General features: G+C 69.7%; 17 protein-coding genes. 4 read left to right on the top strand and 13 right to left on the bottom strand.

The genetic code is table 11. The features are described 5' to 3' along the window. Positions 1-55 precede the first annotated feature (55 nt). Positions 56-778: a L,D-transpeptidase gene (locus J7U37_RS19160; protein ID WP_247636727.1), complete on the top strand. Its 723-nt coding sequence runs from the start codon at positions 56-58 to the stop codon at positions 776-778. A gap of 59 nt (positions 779-837) precedes the next feature. Here J7U37_RS19160 and J7U37_RS19155 read toward each other — a convergent pair whose 3' ends face one another. The 3 genes from J7U37_RS19155 to pgeF all read right to left on the bottom strand — a co-directional run bounded on the left by J7U37_RS19155 (position 838) and on the right by pgeF (position 3,755). Then, complete coding sequence (locus J7U37_RS19155) at positions 838-1,578, bottom strand: DUF2076 domain-containing protein (protein WP_056484414.1); 741 nt, start codon at positions 1,576-1,578, stop codon at positions 838-840. Positions 1,579-1,795: 217 nt separating this feature from the next. Then, entirely contained in the window at positions 1,796-2,671 is an 876-nt protein-coding gene (locus tag J7U37_RS19150) for a porin family protein (protein ID WP_247636723.1), read from the bottom strand. Between the two features lie 226 nt (positions 2,672-2,897). Then, positions 2,898-3,755, bottom strand: coding sequence for a peptidoglycan editing factor PgeF (pgeF, locus tag J7U37_RS19145; RefSeq protein ID WP_247636722.1), 858 nt, complete (start codon positions 3,753-3,755; stop codon positions 2,898-2,900). A gap of 168 nt (positions 3,756-3,923) precedes the next feature. Between pgeF and J7U37_RS19140 the strand changes: the two genes are divergently transcribed. The 3 genes from J7U37_RS19140 (at position 3,924) to J7U37_RS19130 (ending at position 7,192) form a co-directional block, all read left to right on the top strand. Continuing rightward, complete coding sequence (locus J7U37_RS19140; protein ID WP_247636721.1) at positions 3,924-4,496, top strand: hypothetical protein; 573 nt, start codon at positions 3,924-3,926, stop codon at positions 4,494-4,496. A 510-nt stretch (positions 4,497-5,006) separates the two neighbouring features. Beyond that, the gene (locus J7U37_RS19135) at positions 5,007-6,035 is read left to right on the top strand and encodes an aromatic ring-hydroxylating dioxygenase subunit alpha (protein ID WP_247636726.1); all 1,029 of its coding nucleotides are present in this window, start codon (positions 5,007-5,009) and stop codon (positions 6,033-6,035) included. Between the two features lie 80 nt (positions 6,036-6,115). Continuing rightward, entirely contained in the window at positions 6,116-7,192 is a 1,077-nt protein-coding gene (locus J7U37_RS19130) for an MBL fold metallo-hydrolase (protein ID WP_247636720.1), read from the top strand. A 64-nt stretch (positions 7,193-7,256) separates the two neighbouring features. Here J7U37_RS19130 and hslU read toward each other — a convergent pair whose 3' ends face one another. The 10 genes from hslU to J7U37_RS19080 form a co-directional block, all read right to left on the bottom strand. Next, positions 7,257-8,570 carry an ATP-dependent protease ATPase subunit HslU gene (gene hslU, locus J7U37_RS19125; protein WP_247636719.1) on the bottom strand — a complete coding sequence of 438 codons (1,314 nt, stop codon included), beginning with the start codon at positions 8,568-8,570 and terminating at the stop codon, positions 7,257-7,259. Then, positions 8,570-9,640 (bottom strand): hypothetical protein, encoded by a 1,071-nt coding sequence (locus tag J7U37_RS19120; RefSeq protein WP_247636718.1) that lies wholly within the window; start codon positions 9,638-9,640, stop codon positions 8,570-8,572. The genes hslU and J7U37_RS19120 overlap by 1 nt, the downstream gene beginning before the upstream one ends. Before the next feature lie 171 nt (positions 9,641-9,811). Continuing rightward, positions 9,812-11,482 carry a HAMP domain-containing methyl-accepting chemotaxis protein gene (locus tag J7U37_RS19115; RefSeq protein ID WP_247636717.1) on the bottom strand — a complete coding sequence of 557 codons (1,671 nt, stop codon included), beginning with the start codon at positions 11,480-11,482 and terminating at the stop codon, positions 9,812-9,814. Between the two features lie 78 nt (positions 11,483-11,560). Beyond that, a complete protein-coding gene (gene hslV, locus J7U37_RS19110) occupies positions 11,561-12,097 on the bottom strand; it encodes an ATP-dependent protease subunit HslV (RefSeq protein ID WP_056190072.1) in 537 nt (178 codons plus the stop codon). Positions 12,098-12,194: 97 nt separating this feature from the next. After that, positions 12,195-13,316, bottom strand: coding sequence for an AAA family ATPase (locus J7U37_RS19105; protein WP_247636716.1), 1,122 nt, complete (start codon positions 13,314-13,316; stop codon positions 12,195-12,197). Beyond that, on the bottom strand, positions 13,316-13,903 hold the full coding sequence (locus J7U37_RS19100) for a suppressor of fused domain protein (RefSeq protein ID WP_247636715.1): 588 nt from the start codon (positions 13,901-13,903) through the stop codon (positions 13,316-13,318). The genes J7U37_RS19105 and J7U37_RS19100 overlap by 1 nt, the downstream gene beginning before the upstream one ends. Continuing rightward, positions 13,900-14,820, bottom strand: coding sequence for an oxygen-dependent coproporphyrinogen oxidase (hemF, locus tag J7U37_RS19095; protein WP_200935802.1), 921 nt, complete (start codon positions 14,818-14,820; stop codon positions 13,900-13,902). Before hemF ends, J7U37_RS19100 begins: the two co-directional genes overlap by 4 nt. A 56-nt stretch (positions 14,821-14,876) precedes the next feature. Next, positions 14,877-15,146, bottom strand: coding sequence for a YiaA/YiaB family inner membrane protein (locus J7U37_RS19090; protein ID WP_056189740.1), 270 nt, complete (start codon positions 15,144-15,146; stop codon positions 14,877-14,879). A gap of 280 nt (positions 15,147-15,426) precedes the next feature. Continuing rightward, the gene (locus tag J7U37_RS19085; RefSeq protein ID WP_247636714.1) at positions 15,427-16,116 is read right to left on the bottom strand and encodes a PspA/IM30 family protein; all 690 of its coding nucleotides are present in this window, start codon (positions 16,114-16,116) and stop codon (positions 15,427-15,429) included. 84 nt (positions 16,117-16,200) lie between these two features. Beyond that, the gene (locus J7U37_RS19080; RefSeq protein ID WP_056189747.1) at positions 16,201-16,668 is read right to left on the bottom strand and encodes a tRNA (cytidine(34)-2'-O)-methyltransferase; all 468 of its coding nucleotides are present in this window, start codon (positions 16,666-16,668) and stop codon (positions 16,201-16,203) included. Positions 16,669-16,743 lie beyond the last annotated feature (75 nt).

Raw genomic sequence — 16,743 nt, 5'->3', positions numbered from 1 at the left:
GGCGCAAGGCACATCGCGGGCGGGCGCCTATGGCGGCGGTTTCATCGAACTCCTGATGAACGACCGCGCCGGCACAGGGGCGTTCGAAGCCCGGATGGAGCGGCCGGTCTCCGGCCGTCCCTCACCCGACGGGCAATGGGGTTATCACCAGCCGCAGCCGCAGCCGCTCGCCTACGGCGTACCCCGCCAGCTGCATTCGGGAGATCGTGTCCCGGTCGAGCCGGAACCGGAGCGACAGACCCAGATCTCGCCGCAACGCGTTCCGGTGCGCCTCGCCGCTCTGCCAATGGCGCCGGATCGGGAACCGGCGGTCGAGCGTATCGCCCGCGCGCCGGATGCCCGCTATGCCCGCCAGGTCGTCGCCTTCGACGGACCGCAGCGTGCCGGCACCATCGTGGTCGATACTCCGAGCAAGTTCCTCTACCTCGTCCAGCCTGGTGGACAGGCTATCCGATATGGAATCGGCGTCGGACGGCCGGGCTTCGCCTGGGCCGGACTGAAGACCATCAGCCAGAAGCGGGAATGGCCGGACTGGACGCCGCCGGCCGAAATGATCCGCCGCCGTCCCGATCTTCCGCGTCACATGGCAGGGGGGCCGGGCAATCCGCTCGGCGCCCGCGCGCTCTATCTCGGCTCGTCGCTCTACCGCATCCACGGGACCAATGAGCCGCACACCATCGGACAGAACGTGTCCTCTGGCTGCATCCGCATGATGAACGAGGATGTCATCGACCTGTACGAGCGCATACCGGTGGGAACGCGCGTCGAGGTTTTGTGACACCTTGACAAGCTGACGGGAGGCTGCCCTCGATGCGGCCGCCTCCCGTCCGGATCGGATCAGACCCAGTCGTCGTCGCCGCCGCCGCCGAGGTCACCCCCGAAATCGCCGCCGGAATCGTCTGCGAACGAGGCATCCTGGAGGTCGTTGCCGCCCCCGAGGGCCGACCCGAGATCGTCGTTGCCGCCGCTGCCGCCGAAGAAGTTATTCTCGGTGACGTTCGGGGCTCCGAGGCCTGCCGCCGCCGAGCTGCCGAGCTGGGAATGCCCGCCCGCGAACGCGTTGGAGAGCGCGCTGCCGAGCAACATGCCGCCAGCCGCACCCGCCGCCATCGGTAGAGCCGTGGCCATGAATCCGCCGCCACGCGCCGGAGCCGCCTGCTGGCCGCCCCAAGGTCCACCCTGCTGCGGTCCGCCCTGGGGGCCACCGTAGCCGGGCTGCTGGCCGTAACCCGGCTGTTGCCCGTATCCGGGCTGCCCGCCCTGGTTCCCCCAGGCGCCGCCCTGACGCGGGGGCTCGGGCTGGCGGGCGGACGAACCGCCGAAGATGCTGGACAGGAAGCCGCCGCCACCCTGGGGCTGCTGCTGACCTGCACGGCGCAGCTGCTCGAGCTGCTCGTTCAGGCTCTTGATCGCCTCTTCCTGGACATAGATGAGCTGCGCCATCGCGTAGGGCGCGTAGGGCTGAGCCCGGATCTTCTCGGCAATGAAGCGCTCGGCTTCCGCGTCGCGGGGCTGGCTCGAAGCCTGCTCCAGGCGCTGGAAAATGCCGCCGATGACGTCGCGTTCTTCGCTGTTCATGGAGTTGTCCTCCTGGGGCAAGCCGGCGGGTGAACCACCCGCGCGGGGCGGGTCAGAGATGGGGGTGCCGTCGACCTTTGTCAGGGGCTCAACGCAAACTTTGCCGTCCCGGATGCATCGCGCCCGTGAAATGTGTGTGCCCGAACGCAGAAAGCCCGGCCTCGCGGCCGGGCTTTCGACGAAGAGGGCGCCCCGTGCGGGGCGCCCGGATCGGGTCCTAGTACGAGCCGAACTTGTAGTTCAGGCCGGCGCGGACGACGGCGAACTCGGTGCCGCTGTTGCGGTTGGAGAAGCCGGGCTGGCGGTAGAGGACGTTGTTGGTGTCGTAGGCGTAGACGCCGGCGTTGCGGTTGTTGTTGTCGAGGTTCACGTACAGGCCTTCGACCTTGAGCGTGACGGCCGACGAACGGAAGAAGTTCAGGAACGAGTCGGTGGGGAGCGCGTACTCGATGCCACCACCAGCGGCCCAGCCGGTGCGGAAGTCGTCGTTGCCGCGGAAGCCGCCGAACGAACGCTCGTTGCTGCCGGCGCCGTAGGCGAAGCCGCCGGTGCCGTACACGAGGGTGCGGTCGAAGGCGTAGCCGAGGCGACCGCGGACGGTGCCGAAGTAGTCGAGGCTGGCGGTGCCGCGCGGATCGACGAAGGTGACGCCGGGGACGGCGGTGAAGCCGGGGGTCAGGATCGAGTTGTTGCGGCTGCGGCCGAAGTCGACGTACTGGGCGTCAGCTTCGATACCGACGACCACGCCCGAACCCGGGGTGAACTGGTAGTTGTAGCCGATCTGACCACCGCCCGTGAAACCCTCGTTGGAGTTGTTCGAGTAGGCGACCTGCGACGGACCGCCGGCGCCGACGAGGCCGTTCGGGCCACGCACGAGGTTCGGGAACACGTTGTTGTAGACGTTGGTGTCGCGGCTGGAGGCGTCGAAGCCGTAACCGGCGTTAAAACCGGCGTAGAAGCCCGTCCAGGTGAACACCGGCACCGGCACGAATACCGGCGGCGGAGCCTGGCGACGCGGCAGGTCGGCAGCGAAAGCGGAACCGGCGAGTGCGATGCCGGCGAGCGCGGTGGCGCCGCGAAGGAAGGATTTCATGGTCTGGTCCTCTAACCGTTGGACAACGGCACCACTTTTGCTGGTGGCGTCCGCTGCAGTTCCCCGTCTTTAATCCAGCAGCGTGCAAGAAGCTGTTGCGTTACGAACACGCCGGCCGCCGTGAACGCGGCCCCTTTGTGGCGATGCTCGTCTTATTCTTACCCACTCCGTGAACACCGAACGTCCGCGAATGGCCAAGGTTCATCTGCGGCCACGCTTTTCCGCGTTAACGACCCTGACAGATTGTCGCAGGGGGCTGGTCGGATCCGTCGGCGAGGGCGACGGCCGAGATCAGGCGGCCGTAATCCGGTTCCCGGCGGTGGGTGGTCCGGCGATAGCTGTAGAACAGCTCCGGGTCCGCGTAGGTGCAGCGCCCGAGATCGCCAGTAGTCCCGATTCCGGTCTCGGCGAGGCGCGCGGCGATGAAGCCGGGTAGATCGAACTGCGCGTGCTCCGCGCGCGGTCCCGCCCTCAGGAAGCGCTCGAAACCCGGGGCTTCCGCATGGAAGCGCGCGATGAAATCCGGGCCGACCTCGTACGAAGCCTGACCGATCGTCGGACCCAGCACCGCGACGATGCGGCTGCGCTCGGCGCCGAGGCGCTCCATGGCGTCGACCGTGGCACCGATCACTCCGGTGAGTGCACCCTTCCAGCCCGCATGGGCGGCGCCGACCACACGGTTCTGCGCGTCGGCGAACAGGATCGGGCCGCAATCGGCCGTGGCGATGCCGAGCGCCAGGCCGGGCACGCGCGTTACCATCGCGTCCGCTTTCGGGCGCTGATCCAGGGGTATCGGCCCTTCGACCACCACCACCTCGGCGGAATGAACCTGATACAGGCTGATCAGCCGATCTTCCGCCACGCCGAGGCGGGCGCACATCCGGCGCCGGTTCTCGGCCACATGCGCGGGCGCATCATCGGAGCCGAGCCCGCCATTGAGCCCCGCATAGAGTCCCTCGGACACGCCGCCGCGCCGGGTGAAGAAGGCGTGGCGGATCCCCGGCAGGCCGGCGAGCGCGGAGGATTCGAGCGCGGAGGATTCGAGGACAGAGGAGTCGAGGGCATCGGCGGTGTCGCGCGTCATGGCGTCTTCGGTCCTGAAGAGGGAAGGGGACGGGGCGCCGGAGCCGAGACCTGGGCGCTCAGACAGGAGCGGGGTGAAATCCACTTCTGCACACCCTGACGGCGGCGTTCTTTACGCTTCGTTAAGCATGTTTTGGTCGGATGATTCTCAAGAGTCGAGGACCAGCCGATGTCGGAAGCCGCCCGTCACCCATCCCCGTACGACCCGGCCGCCCGGCCCCAGCCCGGGCCGCTGCGCGACTGGCTCGCGGCCATGAAGGCGGTCACCGAGACGCCGGTCCCCGCGACGCCCGTCCGCGAGGCTGCCCGCCTCGCCGAACCGGCCCCGGAAACCCGGGCGCCCGAGGCCAACAAGTCGTGGACCCCACGGGTGGTGACGCCGGCACCGGCCAGTGCCGAAGATGCGGACGTCTCGGACCTGATGGCGGAGAACATCATGCTGAAGGCGAAGCTCAAGGTCGAGACCGACCGCTACGACGCGCTCCAGGGCGTCATCGCCCGCGAGCTGCGTAGCCTGCGCGCCCATGTCGAGGAGGAGATGCGCGATCTGGAGACGGTCCGGGGCGAGCGCGACCATCTCGTCGCGCTTCAGGCCGAGTTCGAGCAGGAAATCCGCGATCTGCGCGTCCGGATCACCGCCGATGCGGCGAATTTCAGCGAGATGCGCAGCGAGCGCGACCTGTGGGCGGCGCGGGCGGAGGCTCTGGCCCAGCCGATCTTCCAGCACCGCAGCGCGGTCTGAGACCACCCGTTTCGGGGGCCTGAAACACCGAAGGGCCGCCCCTCGCAGGGCGGCCCTTCCATTGCCGAACCACTCGTGTCCGGCCGAAACTGTCTCGTTCGCGTCGAGCGCTAGAAGGCTGCGCCGGAGGCGACGGTCCAGGTCCGGGGGGCCGGGGTGAGCGGCTGATGACAATGAGACACTGGATCACCTCCTTTCGTTCGTTGCGGGTGAGCCAAAGCTAGTGAGCCCCGGCGGGTTTGAAAAGGGGGTCGGCCGCGCCCATCCGCCGCTCCCCTCCCGACCCAGTCCGGGTCGGGCGAGCACTGCGCTGGCCTCGGCTTCACCGGAGGTCTAAAGCGTCAGGCCTTCTCCCCAGGGTGGAGCGGCCCCGTGTGTCGCCCACCGGCCACGGACCGACCCCACCCCATGTCCACAGCCCTGCGGATGCCGGCGCCCGACGAGGCGGCGCTCGACCCGGACGCCATCCACTCGGACGCCATCCACGCGGACGCGTTGCATCCGGATGCCATGCGTCAGCCGCTGCCCGACGCCTGGTACTGCGTCGGCCGCTCGGATGCCCTGAAGGCGGGTGCGTTGCGCGCCGTCGAGCTGAACGGGGAGCAGATCGTCCTCGGCCGTGAGGCCTCCGGCGCGCCCTTCGCGCTACGCGACCGCTGCCCCCATCGCGGCATGGCCCTGTCGAAGGGCCGCTTCGACGGCGACGCCCTGACCTGCCCGTTCCACGGCTGGCGCTTCGGCACCGACGGGCGCTGCCGCGACGTCCCGACGCTGTCGGCCTCCGACAACGCCGATTTCTCGCGCATCGCCGTGCAGCGCTTCCCGATCCGGGAGAGCGCGGGCTTCGCCTGGGTCAATCCCTATCTCGGGCCGCCGACCGGCTCACCCGCGGCCGCCCTGCCGGAACTCGGCTTCGCGCCGGCTGGCTGCGTGGTGGTGGAACTGGTGGTCGAAGCCTCGTTCGACCTGACGACGCTGAGCCTCGTCGATCCCGGCCACGTCGCCTTCGTCCACGATTCCTGGTGGTTCCGGCCCTCGAAGGAGCTGCGCGAGAAGGTCAAGACCTTCACGCCGACCCCGCACGGCTTCACGATGACGAGCCACGCCACCACCACGAGTTCCCCGGTCTACCGGCTGCTCGGCGGCGCGCCCTCCGTCGAGATCGAGTTCCGCCTGCCGGGGGTGCGCCTGGAGCGAATCGAGGCGGGCACCAAGCGGGTCGCGAACTACACCTTCGCCACGCCCCTGACCCAGAACCGCACGATGCTCACCAATGCGCTGTACTGGAACATGCCGGCCCTGAACCTGCTGAAGCCCATCGCCCGGCCGCTGATGCGTCAGTTCCTGACGCAGGACCAGCAGGTGCTCCAGCACGCCCAGGCCGGCCTCGATCGCAAACCCACCATGGTGCTATTCGGCCAGGGCGATCTGCCGTCGCAATGGTATTTCCGCCTGAAGCGCGAGGCCCTGCAGGCCGCCCGTGAGGGCCGCGATTTCGTCACCCCGCTCGCCACGCAGGAACTGCGCTGGCGCTCGTGATCGAGCCGCGACGTTCCCCTGAATCTGCGATGCTCGGCCGCGCCGCTTGATCGCGGCGCCGCAGCCGCCATCTCGGGGGAATGAAACGGCACAGTTTGATCAAGGCGTTGAGCGCCGCCACCGTGATGACGCTCGGCGGGGTCGGCTATGCCGCGCACCGGCGGGGCCGCAATCCCTATTACCGGGGCCCCCGCAGCGACCATTTCGACGGTCTGCGCTTCCACGGCGTCGACCAGCCGGCCGATGCCAGCCTCGGTGATCTCGCCCGCTGGCGCACGCGGCGCGGCATCGACAGCCCGCCGCGCCAGATATGGCCGTCCTACCATCCGAGCCCCTTCGCGACGGACGTTCCGCCCGAGCGCCATGCGGGCCTGCGCGTTACCCTGATCGGGCATGCCAGCTACCTGTTCCAGGTGGCCGGCCGGAACATCCTGGTCGATCCCGTCTATGCCCGGCGCGCCAGTCCGGTGCGCTTCGCCGGACCGAAGCGGGTCAATCCGCCGGGGATCGCCTATGCCGACCTGCCTCCGATCGACGCGGTGCTGCTCACCCACAACCATTACGACCATCTCGACGGGCCGACGGTGGCGCGGCTCTGGCAGGCCCATCAGCCGCTGATCCTCGCACCGCTCGGCAACGACGCGATCCTGCGCGGCTACGACGACACCATGCATGTGGAGACGCGCGACTGGGGCGAGTCGGTCGATCTCGGCGGCGGTCTCACGGTTCACCTCACCCCAGCCAACCACTGGTCGGCGCGCGGGGTGAACGACCGGCGCATGGCCCTGTGGTGCTCCTTCGTCCTCACCGCGCCGGTGGGCGTCCACTACCATTCGGGCGATACCGGCCTGCGCGACGGGGCGAATTTTCGCGAGGCCCGGGCTCGGTTCGGCCCGCCGCGGCTCGCCACCCTGCCGATCGGCGCCTACGAGCCGCGCTGGTTCATGAAGGACCAGCACATGAACCCGGCCGAGGCGGTCGAGGCCGGGCTGCTCCTCGGCGCCGACCAGATGCTCGGCCACCATTGGGGCACCTTCCAGCTCACCGACGAGGGTATCGAGCAGCCGGTCGAGGCCCTCGCGGCCGCCTGCGCCGAGACCGGCCTCGCGCCGGAAAGGTTCCTCGCGATGCAGCCGGGGCAGGTCTGGCAGGCCTGAACGGCGCAGGCTCCCGAACTCCGCCCGGAATGCCGCGTCGTGACGGCTTTCCGCGAGCCTGCCGCTACAGGATGAAGCGACTCAGATCCGCGTTCGCCGCCAGGCTCTCCACCCGCGACCGCACGTACTCGGCATCGATCGGCACGGTCTCGCCGGAGCGGTCGGTGGCCGTGAAGGAGATGTCGTCGATGACGCGCTCCAGCACGGTCTGGAGGCGGCGGGCGCCGATATTCTCCACCGAGTTGTTCACGTCGACGGCGACGCGGGCGAGCGCATCCACCGCGTCCTCGCTGAATTCGAGGGTGACGCCCTCGGTCTGCATCAGCGCCACGGTCTGCTTCAGCAGGCTCGCCTCCGTCGAAGTCAGGATCTGGCGGAAATCCTCCACCGTCAGCGGTTGCAGCTCGACCCGGATCGGCAGGCGGCCCTGCAGCTCCGGCAACAGATCGGACGGCTTGGAGACGTGGAACGCGCCGCTGGCGATGAACAGGATGTGGTCGGTTTTCACCGGTCCGTGCTTCGTCGCGACCGTGGTGCCCTCGATGAGGGGTAGCAGATCGCGCTGCACCCCCTCGCGGGAGACGTCGGCCGAGGAGCGCCCTTCTTTGGCGCAGATCTTGTCGATCTCGTCGAGGAAGACGATGCCGTTGTCCTCGACCTCGCGGATCGCTTCCTGGGTCAAGGATTCGGCATCCACGAGCTTGTCGGATTCCTCGGCCAGCAGCGGGGCGTAGGCGTCCTTCACCGTCATCCGGCGCGGCTTGCCCTTCTGGCCGCCGAGCGCCTTGCCGAGCATGTCGCCGAGATTGACCGCGCCCATGGAGGCCCCCGGCATGCCGGGAATCTCGAACATCGGCAGGCCACCCGGCGATCCGCCGGCCAGTTCGATCTCGACCTCCTTGTCGTCCAGCTCGCTCGCCCGCAGCTTCTTGCGGAAGCTGTCGCGGGTGGCCTGGCTCGCGGTCGGGCCGACCAGGGCGTCGAGGATGCGGGCTTCGGCGGCCGCTTCGGCCTTGGCCTTCACCGAACGACGCTTCTCCTCGCGCTTGAGGCCGATGCCGACCTCCACGAGATCGCGCACGATCTGCTCCACGTCGCGGCCGACATAGCCGACTTCGGTGAACTTGGTGGCCTCGATCTTGAGGAAGGGCGCGCCGGCGAGGCGCGCGAGGCGGCGGGCGATCTCGGTCTTGCCGCAGCCCGTGGGGCCGATCATCAAAATATTCTTCGGCGCGACCTCCTCGCGCAGGGGACCGGTGAGCTGCTGCCGGCGCCAGCGGTTGCGCAGCGCGATGGCGACGGCGCGCTTGGCGTCGCCCTGTCCGACGATGAAACGGTCGAGTTCCGAGACGATCTCGCGGGGAGAGAAGGTGGTCATCACGCTCCGATCGGATGAGGCAGCCGGACTGCCAGGGGGCGGGGGAGGGCGCGCAGCACGAGGGCGCGCAAGGGGTGCCATCCGGCGCTGAGCGCCAGGATGAAGGCCCCCAGCGTGAGCAGGCTCAGCGGGATCGTGCTGCCGGCGAACCCGGCGTCCCGCACCAGCGACCCGAGGGCGATCCCGGCATAGACGAGGCCGGAGACCAGCAGCGCGCGCCGGTCTACCGCGAGGGCGATGCCGGCGAGGCCGAGCACGATCGCCAGCACGCCGAGGGTCGCCGCCTGTCCGCCGCCGGCGGTCAGGTTGCCCAGGATCGGATGCACGATCAGGGGCGCGGCCAGGAGGTGGAGCCAGAAGGCGATATCGGTGCGGCGGGTGACGCGGGCCGGGTCGGAGAGGTCGAACCGCATGGCCAGGGCGAAGACGCCGAGGCCGGCAGCGATGAACAGGCCATTGCGCGCCGCCAGGGTCAGATCCGGCGCGACGGCGAGCAGAACCCCGAAGAGCAGGGCGCAGAGCGACGCCGCACCCGCCGCCACGGTGACCGGCACGGCGAAGCGCCGATAATGCAGGGTCACCAGCGCGAGGGTCGCGAGCCCGCTGCCGATCAGCGGGGCCGGGCCGAGGCGGTCAGCCGTCATCAGGTCGAACAGCGTCGGCCAGCTCGACCCCGCAAGGCCGGAACCGGCGAGCCCGAAGGCCACCGACGATTGTACCGCCAGGGCGAACAGGACCAGCAGCACGATGCTGGGCAGGGCCATGCGGCGACGGAGGGTGAAGAATTCGGCAAGGCCCCAGGCCAGGACGGCGATCAGGGCATAGCCCGCGGCCGGACCCAGCGCCGACAGTCCGAAATGCGCGCAGGCGCCGAGGAACAGGAACAGCCCGAGGGTGACGAAGATGTCGGCGAAGCCCGAGACGAAGCGCAGGCGCTCGTCGTCGCGCGGCTCTTCGAGGCCGGGTGGGGGCATCGCACCCGACCGGGCTAGGCGATCGAGGGCGTTCGCCTGCACATCGGTGATGATGCCCTCGGCCACGGCGCGGCGGAGGTGGTCGATGGTGATCACGACGGAACCTCGCGGAGGGTCGCCCGGCGATGAGCAAGGGCGATGCCGCGTCGGGCAGGAAAGGGGTCGGGCTGGCGCACGGTCCGGACTTAAGCGCCCGGCGCCGTGCTTTCCAGTCGTGCCCGCCCCCTCATCGCGGTTCGATCGTCCGGGTCCGGTTGTTCCGGCGTCTCACGCGGCGCGGATCGACCCGACGAAGTGCGTGACCTCGGCGTCGAGGGTGTTCGAACGGCGGGCGAGTTCGGCCGCCGAGGCGAGGACCTGGGCGGCCCCGGCCCCGACCTCCACCGCCGCGCCCTGGACCTCCGCCATGGTCTGGGTCACGTCCTGGGTGCCCCGCGCGGCGTCGCTGACGCTGCGGGCGATCTCCTGGGTGGCGACCTGCTGCTCCTCCACCGCTGCCGCGACGCCGACCGCGATGCTGTGCACGCTGCCGATGGTGGTGCCGATCTCGCGGATCGCCTCCACGGTCTCGCGGGTGGCGGCCTGAATCATGGTGATCTGGGCGGTGATCTCGTCGGTGGCCTTGGCGGTCTGAGCCGCCAGGGTCTTCACCTCGGAGGCGACCACGGCGAAGCCACGGCCCGACTCGCCCGCGCGAGCGGCCTCGATGGTGGCGTTCAGCGCCAGCAGATTGGTCTGGCCGGCAATGCTGGAGATCAGCGCCACCACGTCGCCGATGCGGGCGGCGCCCTGGGCCAGGGCCTCGACCCGGGTGTTGGTCAGACGAGTGCTCTCGACGGCGTTGGCCGCGGCGGCGGAGGTCTGGCTCACCTGATGGCCGATCTCGTTGGCGGTGGCGGCCAGTTCCTCGGTGGCGGCGGCGACCGCCTGAACGTTCTGCGCGGTGTCCTCGGCGGCCTGCATCACCGCCGCCGACTGGCGGTTGGTGCGCTCGGCATTGGCCGACATGGCCCGGGCGGTCTCCTCCATCTCGGCGGCGGCGTTCGAGAGGTTGCCCACCAGGGCGCCGACGCTGCCCTGGAACCGGTCGGCGAGTTCGCTGCGCTCGGCGCGGCGGCGGGTGGAGGCGAGGCCGGCCGCTTCGTCCCGGGTCTGGCGCAGGGCCTCGGCCTCGCGCATCGAGTGGGCGAAGACCTGCATGCTCGACCAGATCGCGCCGATCTCGTCCCGGCTCGGCTTGACCGACGGCAGATCGAGGTCGCCCCCGGACAGGCGCCGGATCGCCGCCGTGACGCTGGCGAGCGGCGCTGCGATCTGGTGATGTCCGATCAGGCCGCCGAGCACGAGGCTCGCCAGCGTGCCGCCGATGGCCAGCGCGAACAGGAGGGTCAGGCGGTTGGCGTAGAGGGCGTCGGTGGCGGCGTCGATGGCCGTGACCTGCACCTGGCCGCTCGCCACCAGCACGTCGATCGAATCCTGGAAGGCCTGCCGGTTGGCCCGGTTGGCCTCGTTGAAGCCCTGCTCGGCCGCAGCCGCAGGGGCGACCTCGGTGCCGAGGCGGGCGATCTCCTGGCGCAGGGTCGTGAAGGTGGCGGCGCCCTGGACGACGCGCTCGAACTGCGCCCGCTCCTCCGCCGGAATGCGGCCGCCCCACTCGGTGAGCAGGCGGTTCATGGCCGTCAGATTCTGGCGCAGCCGATCGGCGTATTTCCGCGCATCGGCCGTATCCTTGGCGGCGTAGACGCCCCGGGATTCGAGAACGACGTTGGTGACGAGGCGGTTGACGTTCGCGGCGTCGAGGGCGCGGCGGGCCGCCATCCGGGACTCCTCCATCGCCCCGTTGAAGGCCGAGAGGGTGCTGATCCCGATCCCGGCGACCAGCAGGGTGATCGCCCCGCAAGAGAGAACGAACAACAGAATCTTCGTCTTGATCGTCATTTTCAAGAACCCGCCCCAACCTTGCACCCAAGGTGCTAGGCAGGTTCCTGAAAACTTCCGTTAACGTGTGGCGTTTGGTTAGTTTTCAGACGTTTCCAGCGTCTCGATCACGAGACTGTCATTGGTATAGACACAGATTTCAGCCGCGATCCGCATGGCGCGGCGCACAATTTCTTCGGCGTCGTGGCTGCTGTCTTCGAGCGCCCGCGCGGCGGACAGGGCGTAATTGCCACCCGAGCCGATCGCCATGACACCGCTCTCCGGCTCCAGCACGTCGCCGGCGCCCGAGAGCAGCAGGCTGACCTCCTTGTCGGCGACCAGCATCATGGCCTCGAGGCGGCGCAGGTAGCGGTCCGTGCGCCAGTCCTTGGTCAGCTCGACGCAGGCCCGGGTGAGCTGGCCCGGATATTGTTCCAGCTTGGCCTCCAGCCGCTCGAACAGGGTGAAGGCGTCGGCGGTCGCGCCCGCGAAGCCGCCGATCACCGCGCCCTTGGCCAGCCGCCGGACCTTGCGGGCGTTGCCCTTGACGATGGTCTGGCCGAGGCTGACCTGCCCGTCGCCGCCGATGACCACCCGGCCGCCCTTGCGGACCATGAGGATCGTGGTGGCATGCATCTGCGGCGGGCCGTTCTGATCGTGCGCCAAAGCGGGCTCCTGAATTCGGTTGTGTGGGGAGGCAGGTAGGCGCGCTCGGGCCCGAATGCCACCGGGCCTACATCACCACGGTGATGCGCCGCGCCGCCCGGGTCAGCCCCGTATAGAGCCAGCGCGCCCGGTGCTCGCGGAAGGCGAAGGATTCGTCGAAGAGGACCACGTCGTCCCACTGCGAGCCCTGCGCCTTGTGGACCGTGAGGGCGTAGCCGTAGGTGAACTCGTCGGTCTCGCGCTTCAGGAAGGCCGGGATCTCCTCCTCGGAGCCCGACATCACGGCCTTGAGGACCTTGATGTCGACCGGGCGGCGGCGCAGGGCCGGATCGTCCTCCGGCACCACGTCGAGGCGCACCGTGTCGGAGCGTGGCGAGGAACGCTGGGCATGCACCGTCCAGGTCGAGCCGTTGAGCAGGCCCTTGGTGCGGTCGTTGCGCAGGCAGACCAGCTTCTCGCCCACCGCCGGCATCGGGTCGGTGTGGCCGGCCAGCTCGCGCAGACGGTTGTTGTAGAGCCGCCGGGTCTTGTTCATGCCCACCAGCACCTGGTCGGCCTGCAACACCACGGCCGGATCGATCGACCGGCGCGAGACGATGCGGCTCTCGCCGTAATCGCCGAGGCTGAGGCGCCCGCCCTCGCGCACCGTCATGGCCATGCGGACGATCGGGTCGTCGGCAGCCTGCCGGTGGACGTCGGTGAGCATCACGTCGGGCTCGGCTTCCGTGAAGAAGCCGCCGCCGCGCACCGGTGGCAGCTGGGCCGGGTCGCCGAGCACCAGCACCGGCTTGTCGAAGGACAGGAGGTCGTTGCCGAGGTCGGAATCCACCATCGAGCACTCGTCGATGATGATGAGTTCGGCCTTCGAGACCGGCCCAGTGCGGTTCAGGGTGAAGGCGGGGCCGCCCTCCTCGGTTTCCTTGGTGCGATAGATCAGGCTGTGGATCGTCGCCGCGTCGTGGCAGCCCTTCTGGCGCATCACGGAGGCGGCCTTGCCGGTGAAGGCCCCGAACACCACCGTGCCCTCGACATCGTCGGCGATGCGCCGGGCCAGGGTAGTCTTGCCGGTGCCGGCATAGCCGAACAGGCGAAACACCTGCTGGCCGCTCGATTTGCGCCACTCCGCGATCGCCTTCAGGGCGGCGTCCTGCTGGGGGGCGAAGCGGGTCGGCAGATCGGTCTCGGCCATCAGAACACCGAGGCCCGGCCGAGGTCGAACAGATCGGTGCCGCGCCCGTCGAACACGTCCTCCAGGGCATCGCCGCCGGATTCCTGCGCGAAGGCGTACTCGGCTTCCGAGATCGGTACCGCCTGGAGGAAGGCGAGGGCCGTGTCGCGCGCGGGAAGCGCCTGCAGACGGGCCTCGAACGCCACCGGCGGCACGAACAGCACATGCGCGAGGGGGGTCGACAGGCCGGTGCCCGCGAGGACGCCCGGGAAGACGATGCCGGGGGCGAGGAACCAGCGCCCGTTGATCACCTGGAAGGCGCAGGCCGCCAGGACGCGCGCGAAATCCGGGTCGGAGCCGATGCCGAGGATCTCGCAGCGCCCGGGAAACTCCGCGCCGTCCTGGTAGAGCGGGTGATTGGCCAGGGTCACCGTCGCGCCGGCGGTGAGGCCGGGGCGGGGCGCCTCGCGGCAGGTCAGGATGTCGACGTGGCTGCGCCCGGCCTCGTCGGCGTGGCGGGCGACGGAGGGCCGCCCCCCGAAGGCCCCAGCCAGCATCCGGGCCACGGCGCGGTTGGTCTCCGTGATGTCCGCCGGAGGGGCGCTCACGGCCAGCGCACCGTCGGGGGCAGCGACGACAGGATCGAGGCGACGTTGCCGCCGGTCTTCAGGCCGAAGATCGTACCGCGGTCGTAGAGCAGGTTGAACTCGACGTAGCGCCCGCGTCGGACCTGCTGCTCCAGCCGGTCCTGCTCGGTCCAGGGCGTCCCCATATTGGCGCGCACGATGGCCGGGTAGGCCTTCAGGAAGGCGCCGCCGACGTCGCGGGTGAAGGCGAGATCGGCCTGGGGGTCGCCGGTCCAGTGGTAATCGTAGAAGATGCCGCCGATGCCCCGCGGCTCGTTGCGGTGCTTGAGGTGGAAGTACTCCTCGCACCAGGCCTTGTAGCGGGCGTAGTCGGCGGCGGGCGCATGCGCGTCGCAGGCTTCCTTCATGGCCGCGTGGAAGGTGACCGAATCGGGATCGTCCTGTGTCCGTCGCCGATCGAGCACCGGGGTCAGGTCGGCGCCGCCGCCGAACCACGTCTTGGTGGTCACCACGAAGCGGGTGTTCATGTGCACGGTCGGAACGTTCGGGTTCCACGGATGCGCGATCAGCGAGATGCCGGTGGCGAAGAAGCGCGGGTCCTCGGCCGCGCCCGGCATCTGGGCACGGAACTCCGGAGCGAACTCCCCGTGCACGGCCGAGACGTGGACGCCGGCCTTCTCGAACACGCGGCCCTTGATCATCGCCATGGTGCCGCCGCCACCCGGCGCGCCGGTGTGGTCGGTGCGCTGCCAGGGGGTCTTCTCGAAGCGTCCCGGCGCGGTCGGGGCATCGGGATGGAACGGCCCGGTCGCCTCGGCTTCGATCGCCTCGAGCGCGGTCACGATCCGGTCGCGCAGGGTGGTGAACCAGGCCGTCGCCGCGCCCTTGAGGGCGTCGCGCTCAGCCTCGGGCAGGGGCGGGACGTTGGAATCTGGCATCGACATGCGGGGGATGTCCCATCCCGCCGCCCGCCCGTCAATTCGCCAGATCGCCATCAATCCTTGACGGACATCAGCAGCCGCTCCGTCTTGGCGTCCTCGATGCGGTTGACCATGCGCCGGCCCTCGTGGACGTCGCGGAGGGTCTTGGTGGCGGTGATGCAGGACTGCACCAGCATGATCGTGCCCATGGCGAGGTAGCCCTTGATCCAGATGTCGATGGGCATGAACAGGATGCCGAGGCTCACCATCGCGGCGGAGCCGATGAACGACGCGTAGGTGAAGGCAACCCAGGCGCCGGAATGCTGCGTGGTCTCGTTGGTCATGATGATGTTCCTTGGAGAGGACGTCGTTTCGGGAGGCGGGAAAAGCGGATTTCAGGGCGGGTACGACGAAGGTCGCCGCGCTTCCCATTTCCTGCTGTGCCGGGCGATTCTTGTGGTGCCGGATATTTTTGCGGTGCCGGATATTTTGCGGTGCCGAGCGACCGCAGCAGACGTTTGGGGGCGTCGACCATCCCGGCACGCTTTGTCGTTCGGGAACCGCGCCGCGGAGCCCGAGATCGAGAAACACGGGTGGTGCCAGACAACGCGCTGTCGGAGGACGTCAGCCCGCGTGGGCTCGGGCCGCCTCGGCCCTCGAGCGCAGGCGGTCGAGGATCGCCGACGGGCTCGGGCGGGTGCTTGGGCCAAAGCCCGCGCGCTCCATCCGTGCGGCCATGTCGATCCCGGGCTCGACCGCCCGCAAGGCCGCCTCGGTGTCCTCGGCCTCCGCCTGGAGGGTGCGCAGGCGCGCCAGCGTCGCCTCCGCTTCGGTCAGGGTGGCGCGGTCCTGCGGCGCGGAGGCGACCCGCAGGCGCCGGGCGGTCTCGGCCGCGGCGGCGAGGCGCCGGCCTCGTTCTAGCTCAGCCTGCCGCCGCGTGGCGTCGGCCACCACGGCGCGGATGCGGGCCATTTCGACGGCGAACCGGGTCCGGGCTGCGCGGATGGCGTCGCGCTCCGATTCGAGTTCGGCGATCACCTCGGCGGCTTCCCCCGCGAGGTCGTCGCGTCCCGCATGGAGCGCCGCCACGGCGCGGGTTTCCAGGTCGGCGGCGCGGGTCTCGACCTCGGCGAGGCGTCGTTCCTCGGCCCGGTCCCCGGCCATCGAGGCCGCCAGGGCCTGCCGGCTGCGTTCCAGGGCCGCCCGGGTCTCACGGATCTGCTGATCCAGGATCAGGAGGGCGTTGCGGTCGAAGAGGTCCTCTTCGGCCTTGGCGGCGGCGCCGCGGGCGAGGGTGCGAAACAGTCTGAGCATGATGGCCTCCGGGTGCGGGGACGCTGTCCACCACCCGGATGTCGCACGGTTTGAACAGCGTTCAAGTGCGGTATTGCACGCCGTTCAATATGCCGTTGGAAAGCCGCCGGTCTGGCGCAGGGCTTCCCCGAGGATCATGGCGGCGCACACCGCGACGTTGAGCGAGCGCAGGTCCGGACGGATCGGCACCACGACCCGCGCGTCGGCGGCCGCGTGGACCGCATCGGGCACCCCCGCCGATTCCCGGCCCATCAGCAGGCAGTCGCCGGGCCGGTAGGCGAAGTCGGTATAGGGCAGGGCCCCCTGGGTCGTGGCGAGAACGAGCCGGATGTTCTCGGCCCGGCGCCAATCCGAAAACGCCTGCCACGAGCGGTGGCGGGTCACCGCCACGTGGTCGAGGTAGTCCAGCCCCGAGCGGCGTAGGTGCCGGTCGGAGACGTCGAAGCCGGCCGGCTCGATGATCTCGACGGCGGCCCCGAGGCAGGCGGCCATGCGCAGGAGGGTGCCGGTGTTCTGCGGGATGTCGGGTTGGTACAGGGCGAGGCGGAGCATGGTGGCGGACACAGCGAGCGGATTGGGCCGTGCGGCATCGCCCCCCGGTTGGCAGGCGGTCAAGACGGCTTAGCT

The sequence above is a fragment of the Methylobacterium sp. 37f genome (assembly GCF_023093475.1).
GTDB lineage: Bacteria > Pseudomonadota > Alphaproteobacteria > Rhizobiales > Beijerinckiaceae > Methylobacterium.
Note: the sequence above shows the minus strand (reverse complement) of the source record. Positions and strands in the feature narration are given on the sequence as shown.

Excerpts from the sequence above, each read along its gene's own strand:
- J7U37_RS19160 (WP_247636727.1), top strand. The coding sequence starts at position 56 with ATGAACGACCGCGCCGGCACAGGGGCGTTCGAAGCCCGGATGGAGCGG.
- J7U37_RS19155 (WP_056484414.1), bottom strand. The coding sequence starts at position 1,578 with ATGAACAGCGAAGAACGCGACGTCATCGGCGGCATTTTCCAGCGCCTG.
- J7U37_RS19150 (WP_247636723.1), bottom strand. The coding sequence starts at position 2,671 with ATGAAATCCTTCCTTCGCGGCGCCACCGCGCTCGCCGGCATCGCACTC.
- pgeF (WP_247636722.1), bottom strand. The coding sequence starts at position 3,755 with ATGACGCGCGACACCGCCGATGCCCTCGACTCCTCTGTCCTCGAATCC.
- J7U37_RS19140 (WP_247636721.1), top strand. The coding sequence starts at position 3,924 with ATGTCGGAAGCCGCCCGTCACCCATCCCCGTACGACCCGGCCGCCCGG.
- J7U37_RS19135 (WP_247636726.1), top strand. The coding sequence starts at position 5,007 with ATGCGTCAGCCGCTGCCCGACGCCTGGTACTGCGTCGGCCGCTCGGAT.
- J7U37_RS19130 (WP_247636720.1), top strand. The coding sequence starts at position 6,116 with ATGAAACGGCACAGTTTGATCAAGGCGTTGAGCGCCGCCACCGTGATG.
- hslU (WP_247636719.1), bottom strand. The coding sequence starts at position 8,570 with ATGACCACCTTCTCTCCCCGCGAGATCGTCTCGGAACTCGACCGTTTC.
- J7U37_RS19115 (WP_247636717.1), bottom strand. The coding sequence starts at position 11,482 with ATGACGATCAAGACGAAGATTCTGTTGTTCGTTCTCTCTTGCGGGGCG.
- hslV (WP_056190072.1), bottom strand. The coding sequence starts at position 12,097 with ATGCATGCCACCACGATCCTCATGGTCCGCAAGGGCGGCCGGGTGGTC.
- J7U37_RS19105 (WP_247636716.1), bottom strand. The coding sequence starts at position 13,316 with ATGGCCGAGACCGATCTGCCGACCCGCTTCGCCCCCCAGCAGGACGCC.
- hemF (WP_200935802.1), bottom strand. The coding sequence starts at position 14,820 with ATGCCAGATTCCAACGTCCCGCCCCTGCCCGAGGCTGAGCGCGACGCC.
- J7U37_RS19090 (WP_056189740.1), bottom strand. The coding sequence starts at position 15,146 with ATGACCAACGAGACCACGCAGCATTCCGGCGCCTGGGTTGCCTTCACC.
- J7U37_RS19085 (WP_247636714.1), bottom strand. The coding sequence starts at position 16,116 with ATGCTCAGACTGTTTCGCACCCTCGCCCGCGGCGCCGCCGCCAAGGCC.
- J7U37_RS19080 (WP_056189747.1), bottom strand. The coding sequence starts at position 16,668 with ATGCTCCGCCTCGCCCTGTACCAACCCGACATCCCGCAGAACACCGGC.